Source organism: Citrobacter sp. Cpo012 (assembly GCF_030333015.1).
In the GTDB taxonomy this organism is placed as follows: domain Bacteria; phylum Pseudomonadota; class Gammaproteobacteria; order Enterobacterales; family Enterobacteriaceae; genus Citrobacter; species Citrobacter portucalensis.
The window spans coordinates 296,222-311,890 of sequence record NZ_JAOWGR010000041.1 but is presented as its reverse complement, the minus strand read 5'-3'; the positions used below and the strand labels follow the sequence as shown (position 1 = coordinate 311,890).

Annotated in this window: 18 protein-coding genes; 10 read left to right on the top strand and 8 right to left on the bottom strand. The window is 47.2% G+C overall.

Going from position 1 to position 15,669, the window contains the following annotated elements; genetic code table 11:
• Positions 1 to 95: 95 nt before the first annotated feature.
• Positions 96 to 959 (bottom strand): YicC/YloC family endoribonuclease, encoded by an 864-nt coding sequence (locus OGX90_RS17630; protein ID WP_286624396.1) that lies wholly within the window; start codon positions 957 to 959, stop codon positions 96 to 98.
• Positions 960 to 1,084: 125 nt separating this feature from the next.
• On the opposite strand from OGX90_RS17630, the gene rph reads away from it, so the two are divergent.
• On the top strand, positions 1,085 to 1,801 hold the full coding sequence (gene rph, locus OGX90_RS17625) for a ribonuclease PH (protein ID WP_003024054.1): 717 nt from the start codon (positions 1,085 to 1,087) through the stop codon (positions 1,799 to 1,801).
• 65 nt (positions 1,802 to 1,866) lie between these two features.
• Positions 1,867 to 2,508, top strand: coding sequence for an orotate phosphoribosyltransferase (gene pyrE / locus OGX90_RS17620; RefSeq protein ID WP_003837602.1), 642 nt, complete (start codon positions 1,867 to 1,869; stop codon positions 2,506 to 2,508).
• 66 nt (positions 2,509 to 2,574) lie between these two features.
• Here the strand turns inward: pyrE and slmA are convergent, their stop codons facing one another.
• The 3 genes from slmA to coaBC all read right to left on the bottom strand — a co-directional run bounded on the left by slmA (position 2,575) and on the right by coaBC (position 4,944).
• Entirely contained in the window at positions 2,575 to 3,171 is a 597-nt protein-coding gene (gene slmA / locus OGX90_RS17615) for a nucleoid occlusion factor SlmA (protein ID WP_003827257.1), read from the bottom strand.
• Between the two features lie 116 nt (positions 3,172 to 3,287).
• The gene (gene dut / locus OGX90_RS17610; protein ID WP_003827259.1) at positions 3,288 to 3,746 is read right to left on the bottom strand and encodes a dUTP diphosphatase; all 459 of its coding nucleotides are present in this window, start codon (positions 3,744 to 3,746) and stop codon (positions 3,288 to 3,290) included.
• Entirely contained in the window at positions 3,724 to 4,944 is a 1,221-nt protein-coding gene (coaBC, locus tag OGX90_RS17605) for a bifunctional phosphopantothenoylcysteine decarboxylase/phosphopantothenate--cysteine ligase CoaBC (RefSeq protein WP_108912454.1), read from the bottom strand. The genes dut and coaBC overlap by 23 nt, the downstream gene beginning before the upstream one ends.
• A 171-nt stretch (positions 4,945 to 5,115) precedes the next feature.
• On the opposite strand from coaBC, the gene radC reads away from it, so the two are divergent.
• From radC to mutM, 4 genes are all read left to right on the top strand, one after another.
• Complete coding sequence (gene radC / locus OGX90_RS17600; RefSeq protein WP_032945377.1) at positions 5,116 to 5,781, top strand: RadC family protein; 666 nt, start codon at positions 5,116 to 5,118, stop codon at positions 5,779 to 5,781.
• 276 nt (positions 5,782 to 6,057) lie between these two features.
• The gene (rpmB, locus tag OGX90_RS17595) at positions 6,058 to 6,294 is read left to right on the top strand and encodes a 50S ribosomal protein L28 (protein ID WP_003024071.1); all 237 of its coding nucleotides are present in this window, start codon (positions 6,058 to 6,060) and stop codon (positions 6,292 to 6,294) included.
• A 20-nt stretch (positions 6,295 to 6,314) separates the two neighbouring features.
• Positions 6,315 to 6,482 carry a 50S ribosomal protein L33 gene (rpmG, locus tag OGX90_RS17590; protein ID WP_003024094.1) on the top strand — a complete coding sequence of 56 codons (168 nt, stop codon included), beginning with the start codon at positions 6,315 to 6,317 and terminating at the stop codon, positions 6,480 to 6,482.
• A 98-nt stretch (positions 6,483 to 6,580) separates the two neighbouring features.
• On the top strand, positions 6,581 to 7,390 hold the full coding sequence (mutM, locus tag OGX90_RS17585; protein ID WP_003827288.1) for a bifunctional DNA-formamidopyrimidine glycosylase/DNA-(apurinic or apyrimidinic site) lyase: 810 nt from the start codon (positions 6,581 to 6,583) through the stop codon (positions 7,388 to 7,390).
• 38 nt (positions 7,391 to 7,428) lie between these two features.
• Here mutM and coaD read toward each other — a convergent pair whose 3' ends face one another.
• Both coaD and waaA read right to left on the bottom strand, forming a co-directional pair.
• Positions 7,429 to 7,908 carry a pantetheine-phosphate adenylyltransferase gene (coaD, locus tag OGX90_RS17580; RefSeq protein WP_003024099.1) on the bottom strand — a complete coding sequence of 160 codons (480 nt, stop codon included), beginning with the start codon at positions 7,906 to 7,908 and terminating at the stop codon, positions 7,429 to 7,431.
• Between the two features lie 8 nt (positions 7,909 to 7,916).
• Complete coding sequence (gene waaA, locus OGX90_RS17575; protein WP_048237015.1) at positions 7,917 to 9,194, bottom strand: lipid IV(A) 3-deoxy-D-manno-octulosonic acid transferase; 1,278 nt, start codon at positions 9,192 to 9,194, stop codon at positions 7,917 to 7,919.
• A 424-nt stretch (positions 9,195 to 9,618) separates the two neighbouring features.
• On the opposite strand from waaA, the gene OGX90_RS17570 reads away from it, so the two are divergent.
• Genes OGX90_RS17570 through OGX90_RS17555 form a run of 4 tightly spaced genes read left to right on the top strand, consistent with a single transcriptional unit; the run spans position 9,619 to position 13,639 of the window.
• Complete coding sequence (locus OGX90_RS17570; RefSeq protein ID WP_234692489.1) at positions 9,619 to 10,743, top strand: glycosyltransferase family 4 protein; 1,125 nt, start codon at positions 9,619 to 9,621, stop codon at positions 10,741 to 10,743.
• Positions 10,736 to 11,533, top strand: a complete 798-nt coding sequence (rfaP, locus tag OGX90_RS17565) for a lipopolysaccharide core heptose(I) kinase RfaP (protein ID WP_048215298.1) — start codon at positions 10,736 to 10,738, stop codon at positions 11,531 to 11,533. Before OGX90_RS17570 ends, rfaP begins: the two co-directional genes overlap by 8 nt.
• A gap of 30 nt (positions 11,534 to 11,563) precedes the next feature.
• Complete coding sequence (locus OGX90_RS17560; protein WP_137377631.1) at positions 11,564 to 12,583, top strand: glycosyltransferase family 8 protein; 1,020 nt, start codon at positions 11,564 to 11,566, stop codon at positions 12,581 to 12,583.
• A gap of 48 nt (positions 12,584 to 12,631) precedes the next feature.
• Positions 12,632 to 13,639: a glycosyltransferase family 8 protein gene (locus OGX90_RS17555; protein ID WP_136391361.1), complete on the top strand. Its 1,008-nt coding sequence runs from the start codon at positions 12,632 to 12,634 to the stop codon at positions 13,637 to 13,639.
• A gap of 28 nt (positions 13,640 to 13,667) precedes the next feature.
• Here the strand turns inward: OGX90_RS17555 and OGX90_RS17550 are convergent, their stop codons facing one another.
• Both OGX90_RS17550 and rfaQ read right to left on the bottom strand, forming a co-directional pair.
• A complete protein-coding gene (locus tag OGX90_RS17550; protein ID WP_234692490.1) occupies positions 13,668 to 14,612 on the bottom strand; it encodes a glycosyltransferase family 8 protein in 945 nt (314 codons plus the stop codon).
• The gene (gene rfaQ / locus OGX90_RS17545; protein ID WP_234692491.1) at positions 14,613 to 15,668 is read right to left on the bottom strand and encodes a lipopolysaccharide core heptosyltransferase RfaQ; all 1,056 of its coding nucleotides are present in this window, start codon (positions 15,666 to 15,668) and stop codon (positions 14,613 to 14,615) included.
• Position 15,669 lies beyond the last annotated feature (1 nt).

Here is a 15,669-nt window from a genome sequence, read left to right as displayed (position 1 = left end):
GAGAAAATATAATTCGAATTGAACAGGGAAGTACCAAAGCGTCGGGAAAAACACGTAGCCTCGCCATTTATTGGCGGGCTACGTAGAATGGTTGCTTACTCGATGTTCTGAATCTGCTCGCGCATTTGCTCGATCAGTACCTTCAGTTCAATCGAGGAATTCGTCACTTCGGCATTGATAGACTTCGATGCCAGAGTGTTCGACTCACGGTTGAATTCCTGCATCATGAAGTCCAGACGACGGCCAACCGCCTCTTTTTTCTTCAGAATGTTGTAGGTTTCTTTGACGTGGGCTTCCAGACGATCTAATTCTTCCGCCACATCGATACGCTGCGCCATCAGCACCAGCTCTTGCTCAAGGCGGTTATTTTCCAGTTGCACCTGGGCGTCTTCCAGTTTGGCTACCAGACGCTCGCGCTGCCATTGCAGGATTTCCGGCATATGAGCACGCACTTTTGTGACTTCAGCACTGACGCCTTCCAGACGCTGCTCGATCAGCGCCTTCAGCGCCTGACCTTCGGTTTCACGCGCAACGATGAAGTCATCCAGCGTACCGTCAAGCGCGGCGAGGATTTCGGCGGCAATGGCGTCCAGATCCTGCTCCTGGGCAGCCATTACGCCTGGCCAGCGCAGGATATCAACCGGGTTGATTTCACCTTCATCGCTCTGCATTTTGACCCAGTTAGCAGCGCTAACGAGCTGTTTAGCGAGTTTTTCATTCAGAATCAGCTCGCCTTGCGCGCTGGCATCAGGCTCAAAACGCAGCGTACATTCGACTTTACCGCGCGTCAGACGCGTGCGAATACGTTCGCGAACAACGGGTTCAAGACTACGGAACTGCTCCGGCAGGCGAAAATAAGTTTCCAGATAACGCTGGTTTACCGAGCGCATTTCCCAGGTGGCGCTACCCCATTCACCCTTGATTTCACGCCGGGCGTAGGCGGTCATGCTGCGGATCATAGACGTTCCTGTTTTTAAAGATGAGATGGGAGGATTATAGCCATCCGCGTCTTGTCAGGATAGGAATAACAGTCGGAAGTCCGTATAATGCGCAGCCACATTCGTTTCAAGCCGGAGATTTTATCATGCGTCCAGCAGGTCGTAGTGCCAATCAGGTGCGTCCCGTCACCCTGACCCGTAATTATACAAAACACGCTGAAGGCTCCGTGCTGGTCGAATTTGGTGATACCAAAGTGCTGTGTACCGCCTCTATTGATGAAGGCGTACCGCGTTTTCTGAAAGGTCAGGGCCAGGGCTGGATCACCGCAGAATATGGCATGCTGCCACGCGCTACGCACACCCGTAACGCCCGTGAAGCGGCAAAAGGTAAGCAGGGCGGTCGTACCATGGAAATCCAGCGTCTGATCGCCCGCGCGCTGCGCGCAGCTGTTGATCTGAAAACGCTCGGCGAATTCACAATTACGCTGGACTGCGATGTTATTCAGGCCGATGGCGGTACGCGCACCGCATCAATTACCGGCGCATGCGTTGCGTTGGCGGATGCGCTGAACAAGCTGGTGGCGAGCGGTAAGCTGAAAACTAACCCGATGAAAGGGATGGTTGCCGCGGTTTCCGTGGGCATTGTGAACGGTGAAGCACTCTGTGACCTTGAGTACGTTGAAGACTCTGCCGCTGAAACCGACATGAACGTAGTGATGACTGAGGACGGTCGCATTATAGAGGTTCAGGGTACGGCGGAAGGCGAACCGTTCAGCCATGAAGAACTTCTCACCCTACTGGCATTGGCCCGAGGGGGAATCGAATCCATTGTAGCGACGCAGAAGGCGGCGTTAGAAAATTGATTTTAAAGGCGACTGATGAGTCGCCTTTTTTTTGTCTGTAATAAAGTGAGATGAGGAGCGAATCCATGAAACCGTATCAGCGCCAGTTTATTGAGTTTGCGCTTAGCAAGCAGGTACTAAAGTTTGGCGAATTTACGCTGAAATCCGGGCGCAAAAGCCCCTATTTCTTCAACGCCGGGCTGTTTAATACCGGGCGCGACCTGGCACTGTTAGGCCGTTTTTATGCCGAAGCGCTGGTGGATTCCGGTATTGAGTTCGATTTGCTGTTTGGCCCTGCCTACAAAGGTATTCCGATTGCGACCACAACGGCCGTTGCGCTGGCGGAACACCACGATAAAGATTTGCCGTACTGCTTTAACCGTAAAGAGGCGAAGACCCACGGTGAAGGCGGGAATCTGGTCGGTAGCGCACTAGAGGGACGCGTGATGCTGGTGGATGATGTTATCACCGCAGGTACGGCGATTCGTGAGTCGATGGAAATTATCCAGGCGAATGGCGCCACTCTGGCGGGGGTACTGATTTCTCTCGATCGTCAGGAACGCGGTCGCGGCGAGATTTCCGCGATTCAGGAAGTGGAACGCGATTATGGCTGCAAGGTGATTTCTATCATTACCCTGAAAGATCTGATTGCGTATCTGGAAGAGAAACCAGAGATGGCGGAGCATCTGGTGGCAGTACGGGCCTATCGCGAAGCGTACGGAGTTTAAGAACTGCCGGATGGCGCTGCGCTTGTCCGGCCTACGTAACCCCGTAGGCCGGACAAGACGAAATCGCTACTGCAATTGAGCGGCAACCAACGGCCAGCGGGTGTCAAAATCATCCGTTGGGCGGTATTTAAATTCGCTACGCACAAACCGGGACAGCATACCTTCGCAGAAAGCCAGTAACTGGCTGGCCAGCAGCGTTTCATCCACGGTGTAGCCTTCACCTTCACGCATTCTTTTTTCTCGCAGAACCTGGCGCAACTGCGCTTCAATGCGCTCAAAAAGTTGGTTAATGCGACCTTGCAGACGGTCTTGCTCGAACATCAACGCGTGTCCGGTCAGAATTCGTGTCAGGCCTGGATTACGCTCACCAAACCCTAAAATCAGCAGAACGATCAGACGCAGACGCGCGTTGGTGTCTTTTTCATCTTTCAAAATCAGATTGATACGCGTAATCAGACTATCTTCGATAAACTCAATCAGGCTATCGAACATACGGGTCTTGCTGGGGAAATGGCGATACAATGCCGCTTCGGATACGCCAACTGAGGCTGCCAGCTTTGCTGTGGTGATGCGTTGGCTACCATCGCTGGACTCAAGCATCAGTGCCAGAGACTGAAGTATTTCTTCGCGACGATTCCTTTTCGCAGTTTGCTTTTCTACCATGTTACAAAATACCCCTGAAAATAAGCTCTTGCCAGGCAGGCATCCACACAGCGACCGCAAACTGTTGTTTGCGGTGTGTTATTGCGTTATTACGCTATGGGATACTTTTCTGCGGGTTACTTGCGCCCGGAATGGCCGAAGCCACCTTCGCCACGATCGGTGGCTTCAAACTCTTCCACCAGATTAAATTCAGCCTGCACGACCGGTACAAATACCATCTGCGCGATACGTTCGCCCGGCTCAATAGTGAAGCTGTCCTGACCACGGTTCCAGACGGACACCATCAGTTGGCCCTGGTAGTCGGAATCAATCAAACCAACCAGATTGCCCAGCACGATACCGTGCTTATGGCCCAGCCCGGAGCGCGGGAGCATTACCGCTGCCAGAGAAGGATCGGCAATGTGGATAGCTAACCCGGTTGGCACCAGCGTTGTTGCGCCCGGCGCCAGCTCTACGGCGTCATCAAGACAAGCACGCAGGTCAAGTCCGGCAGAACCAGAAGTGGCGTACGTCGGGAGCGGAAATTGTTGCCCTACGCGCGGGTCCAGAATCTTAACGTCGATTTTTTTCATCATAACGGGTCACGATCTCGTCGAGTAATAATTGGCCCAGGAGTTCTTTACGCTCAAGCGGTAAGACTTTGTCTCCATCCTGCCAAAAAAGGTGTAATGCGTTGCTATCGCTGTTAAACCCTTGAGTTGACAGCGAAACGTCGTTCGCACAGATCACATCAAGGTTTTTGCGGATGCGTTTTTGCCGGGCATATTCTTCCACATTATTTGTTTCGGCGGCAAACCCAACGACAAAAGGACGGTTAACATCCAGTGCGGCAACACCGGCGATAATGTCCGGATTTTTGACCATTTTTACTGTTAATTCATCGCCCTGCGTCGCTTGTTTTTTTATTTTTTCGTGGGCGACAGTTTCAGCGCGATAATCAGCGACTGCAGCGCAGCCGATAAAAATATGCTGTTGTTGTACCGTAGACTGCACAGCGGCTTCCATTTCCAGCGCGGTCATCACATCAACCCGTTGAACAAATGGTGGTGTGGATAACGAAACGGGACCCGATACCAGAGTGACGTTTGCCCCGCGCTTTGCGGCAGCGGCCGCGATCGCAAACCCCATCTTCCCGGAACTGTGGTTGGAAATATAACGCACGGGATCAAGCGGTTCACGCGTCGGACCCGCCGTAATCATGATGTTGAGATGTTGCAGATCGTTGACAGGTGAAAAATGTTCTGCCGCCATATCCACAATCGTTAACGGATCCAGCATGCGCCCAGGGCCGATATCACCACATGCCTGACTACCGCTGTCAGGACCCCAAATGAGTAAACCGCGTGAGGCAAGAATACCCAGATTGTGCTGGGTCGCGGCAGCGCGGTACATCTGCTGGTTCATGGCTGGCAGTACAGCAACAGGAGCAGGCGTTGCCAGACAAATCGTTGACACCAGGTCGTTGGCCATACCTGCGGCGACACGAGCAATCAGGTCTGCTGTAGCGGGTGCCAGGATGACCAAATCGGCCCATTTCCCCAGTTCAATGTGGCCCATCGCGGCTTCGGCTGCGGGGTCAAGCAGGCTGTCGGAAACGGGATAACCTGAAACCGCCTGTAAACTCAGGGGAGTAATAAATGCTTTTGCCGCTTCGGTCATCGCCACGCGGACGTCAGCGCCGCGTTCCCGTAAACGACGCACCAACTCAGGGGTCTTGTACGCAGCAATACCGCCACTGACGCCAAGTACGATTTTTTTACCGGCCAGGCTCATCATGATCTTTCCTGTTGGATTTCACCAGAAGGCGGATATTTTATCACAATCCGCAATTTGTCGTGCCTTTGACCGTGCTCCACTTTGCGAGGCGCTACGAAGAAGTGAAAACAGTACGTCGATTCACCGTCGGTGTTATGCCACTATGCGGACGCGAGAGGAGGGAGAAGCATGGAAAATACAGGAAGTATGATGCCCCGGGAAAAGCTATTGGCGCAGGGGGCCAGTTCTCTGACCGATGTTGAGCTTTTGGCTCTTTTTTTACGTACCGGCATGCAGGGTAAAGATGTGCTTACGCTGGCGAAAGAGATGCTTCAGCATTTTGAGTCGCTGTATGGCCTCTTGTCTGCTGATTACATGGATTTTAGCTATGTTCAGGGAATCGGTATCGCGAAGTACGCACAGTTGAAGGGGATTGCGGAGCTGGCAAGACGCTACTACAACGTGCGAGTGATAGAGGAGCGGGCTCTACTTAGTCCGGAAATGGCGCGTGAATTTCTGCAAAGCCAGCTTTCGCAAGAGGAACGCGAGATCTTTCTGGTGATCTTTATGGATTCTCAACATCGCGTGATTAAACACAGCAAACTTTTTTCCGGTACGCTTAGCCATGTCGAGGTACATCCGAGAGAAATTGTCCGTGAAGCGATAAAAATGAATGCTTCTGCGGTGATCCTTGCGCATAATCACCCTTCGGGGTGTGCAGAGCCGAGTAAAGCAGATAAACTCATCACCGAGCGTGTTGTGAAATGCTGTCAGTTCATGGATATCCGGGTGCTTGATCATCTGGTCATTGGGCGCGGAGAGTACGTTTCTTTTGCGGAACGCGGTTGGATTTAACGCACTTTACGCGATCCATCGGGATCTTTGTCTGTTCGGGACTTGAGCACATCGCTGACTCAGCGTATACTACGCCACCTTTGAGAATCTCGGGTTTGGCATTTGGGCCTGGCAATCGAGAGTTCGCAAATACGCAAAATCATTCTTGTTGCGTCCAATGACGAGGCAACATTGAAAGATTAAGTGTATTGAACTGCGATAACCGGGCTGAGAAGCCTGACGAGGCGCCAATACCCCATACGAAGCTCGAGCTAATTTGATTTTTGGAGAATAGACATGTCCCGAGTCTGCCAAGTTACTGGCAAGCGTCCGGTGACCGGTAACAACCGTTCCCACGCACTGAACGCGACTAAACGCCGTTTCCTGCCTAACCTGCACTCTCACCGTTTTTGGGTTGAGAGCGAGAAGCGTTTTGTCACCCTGCGTGTATCTGCTAAAGGTATGCGTGTTATTGATAAGAAAGGCATCGAAACAGTTCTGTCTGAACTGCGTGCCCGTGGCGAAAAGTACTAAGTACTAAGAGGAAATAAATCATGGCTAAAGGTATTCGTGAGAAAATCAAGCTGGTTTCTTCTGCTGGTACTGGTCACTTCTATACCACTACGAAGAACAAACGTACTAAGCCGGAAAAACTGGAACTGAAAAAGTTCGATCCAGTTGTTCGTCAGCACGTTTTATACAAAGAAGCGAAAATCAAATAATTTTCGTTTTGATGTAAAGAAAAACCCTGCCTCGGCGGGGTTTTTTGTTTTCTGGCCGTCCCCATATTAATGAGACCTGACATACCGCCGGAGATACTATGCCTGAATTACCTGAAGTCGAAACCAGCCGCCGTGGTATTGAGCCGCATCTGGTGGGGGCAACGATTATGCACGCGACGGTGCGTAACGGTCGTTTGCGTTGGCCAGTATCTGAGGAAATCTATCGTCTGAGTGATCAACCTGTCCTCAGCGTACAGCGGCGCGCGAAATACCTGCTGTTAGAACTGGCGGATGGCTGGATAATCATTCATCTGGGGATGTCGGGTAGCTTGCGTATCCTTCCTGAAGAGCTTCCGGCAGACAAGCACGACCACGTTGACTTAGTGATGAGCAACGGCAAAGTTCTGCGTTATACCGATCCCCGTCGCTTTGGCGCCTGGCTGTGGACTAAAGAACTGGATGGACATAATGTCCTCGCTCATCTTGGCCCTGAGCCGCTGAGCGACGATTTCAACGCCAATTATCTACAGCAGAAATGTGCGAAGAAGAAAACGGCGATTAAACCCTGGCTGATGGATAACAAGCTGGTGGTGGGTGTGGGTAATATCTACGCCAGCGAGTCGCTATTTGCGGCTGGGATTCATCCTGACCGTCTTGCGTCATCGCTGTCGAAAGATGAGTGTGAATTGCTGGTACGCGTTATCAAGGCGGTGTTGCTGCGTTCTATCGAGCAGGGCGGGACGACGCTGAAGGACTTTCTGCAAAGTGACGGTAAGCCTGGCTATTTTGCCCAGGAGCTGCAGGTCTATGGGAGAGAAGGTGAACCTTGCCGCGCATGTGGCGCACCGATTGTTGCGACAAAACACGCCCAGCGTACAACGTTCTATTGTCGTCGCTGTCAGAAATAGTTTCATTGCTGGCCGGATGCTGCATCCGGCCAGGTGCATTACTTCAGTTTACTCATTAACGCCTGATGGACGTTTTCCGGCAAAAAGTGCGTCACGTCACCCTGGTGGCGGGCAACTTCTTTCACCAGTGACGATGAGATAAATGACCACTCTTTAGATGGCATCAGAAAAACGCTTTCCAGCTGTGGCATGAGGTGGCGGTTCATATGAGCCAGCTGCATTTCATACTCAAAATCGGCTACCGCGCGCAGGCCACGGATCAGAATGTTCGCCTGATTATCACGGGCAAAGTTTGCCATCAGATCGCTGAATCCCAGCACTTCCACATTGCCAAGATGCGCCGTTGCCTGTTGTGCCAGCTCAACGCGCTCTTCCAGAGTAAACATCGGCTTTTTACTGGGGCTTGCGGCAATCGCCAGAATCACGTGATCAAACATGCTTGTCGCACGCGTCACGATATCGAGGTGGCCGTTAGTAATAGGATCAAAGGTTCCTGGATAAATCGCCCGTTTTTGCATGACTTGCCTCAATGCGTTTTGGGTGGCAGGTAAGGTTCCAGCAGTTGCAGCAGACGCTGTAGCGCGCCCTGATTTTGATACAGAACTTCAACTGCGTGACGGCCATAAAAATTACGATAATCTGCATCGGTCAGTAAGGAAGAGACCTCTTTCACCAGCGTAGTTGCGTCGGTGACGGTGATCAATCCGCTTGCCTGTTCGAGACGGGCGCAAATATCTTTAAAATTAAACGTATGTGGTCCCATCAACACCGGAATAGCATGCGCTGCCGCTTCCAGCGGGTTGTGTCCACCACGTTCAACCAGTGAACCGCCGACAAAAGCAAGGTCGGCAATGCCATACAGCAACATCAGCTCACCCATGGTATCGCCGATCACAACCTGAGTACCTGATGATGGAACTTCACCCGAAGAACGAGTGGTATAGCTTAGTCCAGCCTGGCGTACGAGGTTAATGGCATCCGGGAACCGTTCTGGATGTCTGGGGACCAGAATCAGTAAAAGATTCGGGAACTGATTTAATAACGCCTGATGGGCGGCAATGATGATGCTTTCTTCGCCGTCGTGGGTGCTGGTTGCAATCCATACCGGGCGGTGAGGCGCCCATTGACGACGTAATGTCACCGCTTTTGCGGCCAGTTGTGGCGTGACGGATATATCAAACTTCAGGCTGCCAGTAACGGTGACCTGATTGCTTCTGGCGCCAAGCGTAATAAAACGTGCGCCATCTTCTTCGTTTTGTGCGGCAATCAACGTAATTCGACGCAGTAGTCTGCCAACAAATTTACCTAATTTCGCATAACCAGCGGCTGAACGAGCAGAAAGACGTGCGTTGGCAATGACCAGAGGAATGTGGCGCTTATGGAGTGCCGCGATCAGATTTGGCCACAGCTCGGTTTCCATAATTAACACCAGTTTAGGGTCAACTTTATTCAGAAAACGGTTCAGGGCATCCGGTAAATCGTATGGCAAATAAATGTGCTGAACGTCAGTACCAAAAGCAGATTGTACGCGCTCGGAACCGGTTGGCGTCATGGTGGTTACCGTGATCGGCAAGTCGGGATAACGATGTCGCAGAGCGCGAACTAATGGGATTGCAGCCAGCGTTTCGCCCACAGAAACTGAATGAAGCATGATGCCGCCAGGTTTTAGCGGGCGGCGATAAAAGCCGTAGCGTTCGCCCCAGCGTTTACGGTAGGCCGGAGCCTTACGTCCGCGCACCCAAAGCCGTATCCAGATCAAAGGCTGAATAAGGTAGAAAAGGGCGGTGTAAAGCAATTCGAGCATAATGGTAGCTGACTTATGAATGTGCTGGGGATTCTATGTATTTAACTATGGCTTTACCATCATTTTTATCCAGGTTGTATCAAAACGATGGAATTGGTGAGGGACCGATTTCGCTGATGGCTATTTCAAAAATGCACATGGCCGCATTTATATGTCTTAACCTCTTGTGCGGTGTACGTTTTCTGATGAACTGGTTTCTTTTTTATCTGTATGTTTTTCATGGCTTATTTTGTATTTTGTTCAAAAAATATTCATTTCGGAATGCCTGATAATAAATGATATACTACTGCGCAATTTCAGGTAGCTAGCGGGCAGAAACGTTTCGAAAGCTCAGAAAGTCATCTTTGGATGCTTTAGGCAAGGATTACACGATTCTGATGCTTCAAACCTGACATGCCTGGCGACGCGATGCGGATATTAATGCATGAATATTGCTTTTTGTTTGTACAAGTATTTTCCCTATGGTGGGTTACAACGTGATTTCTTGCGGGTAGCGCTGACGGTTGCTTCTCGTGGCCATCATGTTCAGGTATTTACCCAGTCATGGCAGGGCGAGCGTCCGAAAGGGCTGGAGATTATACTCGTCCCCGTCACATCCAGAACGAATCATGGGAAAAACGAGCAATATTATCAGTGGGTTCAGAATTATTTAACTCAACATCCCGTCGATCGTGTCGTTGGTTTTAATAAAATGCCTGGGTTGGATGTGTATTACGCTGCGGACGTTTGCTATGCAGAAAAGGTCGCCCGCGAGAAAGGCTTTTTCTACAAATTGACGCGCAGGTACCGACACTATTCTGCATTTGAAAAAGCCGTATTTCAGCAGGGTGCCGGCACTACGCTTTTGATGTTAACCGATAAGCAAATTGGTGACTTCAAACATCATTACCAAACTGAGAGCCAGCGTTTTTGTATCCTGCCACCAGGAATTTATCCTGACCGAAAGTACAGCCAACAACCTGAAAACAGCCGGCAGGTTGTCAGAGAAAAAAACGGTATTGGTCTCGATCAGTACTTACTCTTACAGGTAGGTTCCGATTTCAAACGCAAAGGCGTGCCAAGAACATTACAGGCGTTGGCTTCTTTGCCTGATGTCATCCGCCACCGCACGCGATTGATGGTTGTTGGTCAGGATAAGGCCGATCGCTATCGCGCTCAGGCTCGTCAATTGGGGGTTGAAGAACAAGTGCAGTTCTTCTCGGGGCGAGACGATGTCGCAGAATTGATGTCTGCTGCTGATTTATTACTTCACCCCGCTGTACAGGAAGCCGCCGGTATTGTCTTGCTAGAAGCTGTAGTTGCCGGGCTACCGGTATTAACTACCGAAGTTTGCGGCTATGCGGGTTATATCAACGCCGCACAATGTGGGGTGGTGATTCCTGAACCTTTTGAGCAGGAAAATCTGAATACAGTACTTTTCGATGCGCTGCAAAATAATGAGCAGAGAAGTTGTTGGGCCGGGAACGCGCGGCATTTTGCTGATACAGAAGATCTCTACAGCCTGGCAGATAAAGCTGCAGATATCATTTTAGGTCCTAAGAATGATTGAATTAAAAGAACCATTTGCCACGCAGTGGCAAGGAAAAGACCCGTTTACTGAAGTCACTAAGCTGGATGGTGAGGTTTTTCGCGCTCTGGAAACACGGCGTACCCTACGTTTTGAGATGATGGGAAAGGGTTATTTTCTTAAATATCATCATGGAACCACGCTTAAAGAAGTGGTGAAGAACCTTATATCTCTGCGTATGCCTGTACTGGGTGCCGACCGTGAGTGGCTGGCGATTCACCGCTTAAAAGAACTGAATGTTGATACTATGACAGGGGTTGCATTTGGTCAAAAAGGTCTGAATCCGTTAGAGCGAACCTCGTTTATCATCACTGAGGACCTTTCTCCCGCCATCAGCCTTGAAGATTTTTGTGCCGGGTGGGGAGTTGAGCGTCCTGATTTTGTATTAAAACGGACCATTATTACCCGTGTGGCAGAAATGGTGGGTAAAATGCATCGGGGTGGAGTAAATCATCGGGATTGCTATATTTGCCATTTTTTACTCCAACAACCGATGCCAGAAAATATTGCGGATATCAAACTTTCCGTAATCGATCTGCATCGTGCACAAATTCGTCAACATGTACCGCGCCGCTGGCGAGACAAGGACTTGATCGGACTCTATTTCTCTTCACTTGAGATCGGTCTGACGTCCAGAGATATATACCGTTTTTTACGTGTCTATTTTTCGATGCCACTACGTGAAATCTTTCGTCAGGAAGTCAGGTTGTTTGAACAGGCTGTCACAAAAGCGCAAAAAATAAGACGAAGAACAATAAGAAAAGCGCTATAAATCACATATAAAGTTTGAGGCCATTTTATTATGAACATTGATTTCCAGAAGCTAGTTATTCAAAAGCACGTCATAGACAGCTCTACGCATGAGAAGAGTAAAAAACTAAGTGTTGCGTATGGTGTCGACCGTAATTTTTTATTTGGTTCTGGCATTTCAATGACCTCAGTATTAGTGAATAACCCTGATATTGATATTCACTTTTATATAGCAACAGACTATATAGATGACGATTATCTGGAGAGTGTAAAACGCCTGACCCAAATGTATAGTACGACTGTGACGGTTCTTGTGTTCGATAACGCGGTATTTCGTGAACTACCGAGTACGAAATCATGGACTTATGCGATGTACTATCGTTATCTTGCATTTGAATATTTAAGTACGGAGCTAAGCTCTGTACTGTATCTTGATGCCGATGTTATCTGTAAAGGTTCATTGCAAGAGCTTACGGAGATTAATTTCTGTGGGGAATATGCGGCTGTCATCAATGATATCGATGATGTGCGTATTAAATCCGGCAACAGGCTCGGCATTCCTGAACTGAGTAACGGTTACTTTAACTCTGGCGTGGTATTTGCCAATCTCGAAGTGTGGCGTGAACAGCAGTTGTTGACTAAAGCATTTTCCATTTTAGACAAACGTCAAAAAGAGCTTCTTTATTTTGATCAGGATGTGCTGAACATCTTGTTTGTCGGTAATGTTATTTTCCTGAGAAGAGATTTTAACTGTATTTATGGTGTAGATCAGGAATTAAAAAATAAGAATGATAAACTATATCAGAATTTCATAACCGATAATACGGTATTAATACACTATGTCGGTGTTACTAAGCCATGGCATTCATGGGCCAAATACCCGGTAGCCAAGTTTTTTATAGATGCCTATAAAAAATCAGCATGGGCGGAAAAATCTTTATTAAATGCAAATACGGCAAAACTATATAAACGCAAGTCACGGCATGAAAGGGCACAACGTAAATATATCCGTTCGGTGCTTAGTCATGTAATGTATATAAAAAATAAGCTACATAACGCACGGTCACACTAGTTAGTTGTGCATATAATTGTCAGATAGCATATTGAAAAGGTGTAGTACATGAATTTTGATTGTCATCAGTCTATCAAGGATACCATTGAGTTCTTTGGTGCTCCAAAAGAACAAAAACCACAGCTCAATATCGCCTGGGGGGTTGATCAGAACTTTATGTTTGGCGCGGCGGTTTCGATGTCGTCCGTTTTACTACATAATCAAGATATCAATATTCATTTTCATCTTTTTACTGATTATATTGACTCAGACTATCAGCAAAAATTAGAAATATTAGCAAAGCAGTATTCAACGAATATAACTGTTTATGTGATGAATGCTGAAGGATTAAAGGTTTTGCCATGCGGGAATGCGTGGTCTTATGCGACCTATTTTAGGTTTATTGCATTTGAGTATCTTAGTGAAAAAATTGATAATTTATTATATATAGATGCCGATGTGGTATGTAAAGGGTCGTTGATTGAATTAACAAAAATTCAGTTTGAGCATCATGTGGCTGCAGTTATTCAAGATATTGATGACAGTCGTTCATATGCTGCCACTCGACTTAACGTTCCGGAATTTGTTGAGCAATATTTTAATGCTGGTGTTATTTTTGCTAATTTAAAGAAGTGGAAGGAACAACAGTTTTTCGCTAAAGCATTTTCTATTCTGTTGGACAAAACCAAGAAATTTGCGTTTCTTGATCAGGATGTTTTGAATATTATGTTTTTAGGGAAAACCATTTTTCTACCTAGAATCTACGATGCAATATATGGCATTAAACAAGAGTTAAAGAGTAAAGACACTTCTCGATATAAAGAATACATCACCAATGACACTATTCTTATTCATTATGTTGGTGTAACTAAACCCTGGAATTCATGGGCTAACTATCCTTCAGCACAGTACTTTGTTGAAGCCTGGAAGGCTTCTCCGTGGGCGACAGTTCCACTGCTACCTGCCAGAACGCCAAAACAGTACAAAAAGAAGTCACGCCATGAAAGGTTACAAGGGAAGTATTTCGCCTCAGTAATCAGTTATATTGGTTATTTGCGTGAAAAATTAAAAAAATAATAAAAAACTCCCGTAAGGGAGTTTTTTATTAACGTAATTTAGTCTTAAGGTATTTCATATACCATTTGAGAGAGGCATAGTAATTTCCCTTTTGGGCTTCCTGACGTGAGTAAACACGATAATCAGTAGGCCTCATACGTGGAGCATAAGACCGTAGTTCAGTATTTCGCCATGGCGTGAAATGATGGTAGAAAAGATAAAGTTGCTGTGAAAGCCCAGTGTGTTCTTTATACCAGGGTTTCCTTCCACCGGTGAAATGGATAATACGTGGTAGAGTATCTTTTTGAAAAAAGAAGGTCTCTTTCTGTTGTTCAGTAAACCAGTTAAATAAAAAATTCCATTTGTTATCAATAAATTTAACATTGCCATTAATAGCAATGTTCAGAGCATCTTGATCCGGATAAGGGAGATTTTTGACCCGATCGAACAATATTTGGTTAGCTTTTATTTCAATATTGTGTTCAGTCCATTTTTTGATATTAATATACATAAATCCGGAGTTGAAATAAAAATCTGTCGTTAAATTTAATCGTTTCGCATTTTTGTTGCTACTATTATCAAACGAATCATGACTGACGGCACAAATAACTTCACTAATGTCAATGTTATTAATTTCATGAATGCTGTCGAAGCACAGTGTGTCTGCATCTAAATAGATAAAAGACTCTACCTTATCCCTAAGCAGTCGTGGGACCGCTAATCGCATATAGATTGAACGGTTCAGGTGTTTGATTGCAAAGTCATTGTTATACTTTTCAATCTCTTCCTTATCGATATTGATAACCTGAATTTTATCACTGGTAGAACGTAGTTTATTGATTTCTTCATCTGTAACGTCATAGACAAAGACGAAGAATGACAGATCCTGCCCCGGGTTGTTCATTATGACAGACATAATGGACACTGCTACATATTCCAGATAATTGGCATCTGTACAGTAAGCAATGTTAATAACGTTTTTTTTGCTGTCCATTTATGCTTTCTCATTACCTTTTATATTGTCACTATCATGAAGTACCTTATCGATAGCGTCAATCACAGCTTGCTCCGGTATCCATGTTAGATATTTTTTAGATCTGTCGAGTTTATCTCGAGAAGGCATCGGATGATAATCGCCAGCCCAAATCAATAAAGCTTTATCCGACCATGGCTTCCACTGTTGATAATTGGTGGCGCCAAACAGGCAGACCTGCGGTGTCTTTAGCGCCGCTGCCATATGCATAGGAGCAGAATCGACGCCAATGTACAGAACGGCATGATCGATCAATGCAGCCAACTGTAAAAAGGTGGTTTTACCTGCCAGCGTCAGATCAGGGGAAGATTGACACAGTTCAGCAATGCGCTGAACCTGCTGCTGCTCACTTAGCGCTGGCCCACAGGTAAGATAAACATGCAGACCACGCCGATGAAGGTGGTCTATAACATGCGCGAATTTTTCATCGTCCCAGCATTTAAACTCTTGTCTGGCAGTGGGTTGAATAACGACATATTTTTGTGAAGGCAATTCCGGGAGTAGGGTAACTAAATGTTGATAGTCGTCAGGGCGATAACAAAGAGACATCTCTTTCTTCAGTTCTGTTTCGCTAAACCCGATACCTTTTAGAATAGATAAATTTTGTTCAACAATATGTGTTCCAATGGATGGCGTTACTCGCGTAAAAAGTCGGTTCCACTGATCTTTTTCGCGCTCAAAAGCAATTGAAGGGCAACGCAAAGACGCTATAAGAGCGCCGATCGGCCATTGTTCGGTGAGGTTAACGATCAGGTCGTAGTGATTTTTCTTCAGTTGTTTACGTACTGAAAGGTAATTTTTCACTGTTGACAGCAGGCCTTGCTTTTTCTCAATCAGATAAAAATTATTGATATCTTTATGGGCGGCTAAGATTGCTTTGGTATCTTTATAGAGCAACAGATCGATCTCCGCTTGTGGATAACGTGCCCGAATGCTGGCAATGACAGGCGTAGTTAGCAGAACATCCCCATAAAACTTGAGCTTGCAAATAAGAATCCGGTCAACTTTTTCAAACATG

Bases quoted from the DNA above. Each gene is read 5' to 3' on its own strand.
- OGX90_RS17630 (WP_286624396.1), bottom strand. From the start codon at position 959: ATGATCCGCAGCATGACCGCCTACGCCCGGCGTGAAATCAAGGGTGAA.
- rph (WP_003024054.1), top strand. From the start codon at position 1,085: ATGCGTCCAGCAGGTCGTAGTGCCAATCAGGTGCGTCCCGTCACCCTG.
- pyrE (WP_003837602.1), top strand. From the start codon at position 1,867: ATGAAACCGTATCAGCGCCAGTTTATTGAGTTTGCGCTTAGCAAGCAG.
- slmA (WP_003827257.1), bottom strand. From the start codon at position 3,171: ATGGTAGAAAAGCAAACTGCGAAAAGGAATCGTCGCGAAGAAATACTT.
- dut (WP_003827259.1), bottom strand. From the start codon at position 3,746: ATGATGAAAAAAATCGACGTTAAGATTCTGGACCCGCGCGTAGGGCAA.
- coaBC (WP_108912454.1), bottom strand. From the start codon at position 4,944: ATGAGCCTGGCCGGTAAAAAAATCGTACTTGGCGTCAGTGGCGGTATT.
- radC (WP_032945377.1), top strand. From the start codon at position 5,116: ATGGAAAATACAGGAAGTATGATGCCCCGGGAAAAGCTATTGGCGCAG.
- rpmB (WP_003024071.1), top strand. From the start codon at position 6,058: ATGTCCCGAGTCTGCCAAGTTACTGGCAAGCGTCCGGTGACCGGTAAC.
- rpmG (WP_003024094.1), top strand. From the start codon at position 6,315: ATGGCTAAAGGTATTCGTGAGAAAATCAAGCTGGTTTCTTCTGCTGGT.
- mutM (WP_003827288.1), top strand. From the start codon at position 6,581: ATGCCTGAATTACCTGAAGTCGAAACCAGCCGCCGTGGTATTGAGCCG.
- coaD (WP_003024099.1), bottom strand. From the start codon at position 7,908: ATGCAAAAACGGGCGATTTATCCAGGAACCTTTGATCCTATTACTAAC.
- waaA (WP_048237015.1), bottom strand. From the start codon at position 9,194: ATGCTCGAATTGCTTTACACCGCCCTTTTCTACCTTATTCAGCCTTTG.
- OGX90_RS17570 (WP_234692489.1), top strand. From the start codon at position 9,619: ATGAATATTGCTTTTTGTTTGTACAAGTATTTTCCCTATGGTGGGTTA.
- rfaP (WP_048215298.1), top strand. From the start codon at position 10,736: ATGATTGAATTAAAAGAACCATTTGCCACGCAGTGGCAAGGAAAAGAC.
- OGX90_RS17560 (WP_137377631.1), top strand. From the start codon at position 11,564: ATGAACATTGATTTCCAGAAGCTAGTTATTCAAAAGCACGTCATAGAC.
- OGX90_RS17555 (WP_136391361.1), top strand. From the start codon at position 12,632: ATGAATTTTGATTGTCATCAGTCTATCAAGGATACCATTGAGTTCTTT.
- OGX90_RS17550 (WP_234692490.1), bottom strand. From the start codon at position 14,612: ATGGACAGCAAAAAAAACGTTATTAACATTGCTTACTGTACAGATGCC.
- rfaQ (WP_234692491.1), bottom strand. From the start codon at position 15,668: ATGTTTGAAAAAGTTGACCGGATTCTTATTTGCAAGCTCAAGTTTTAT.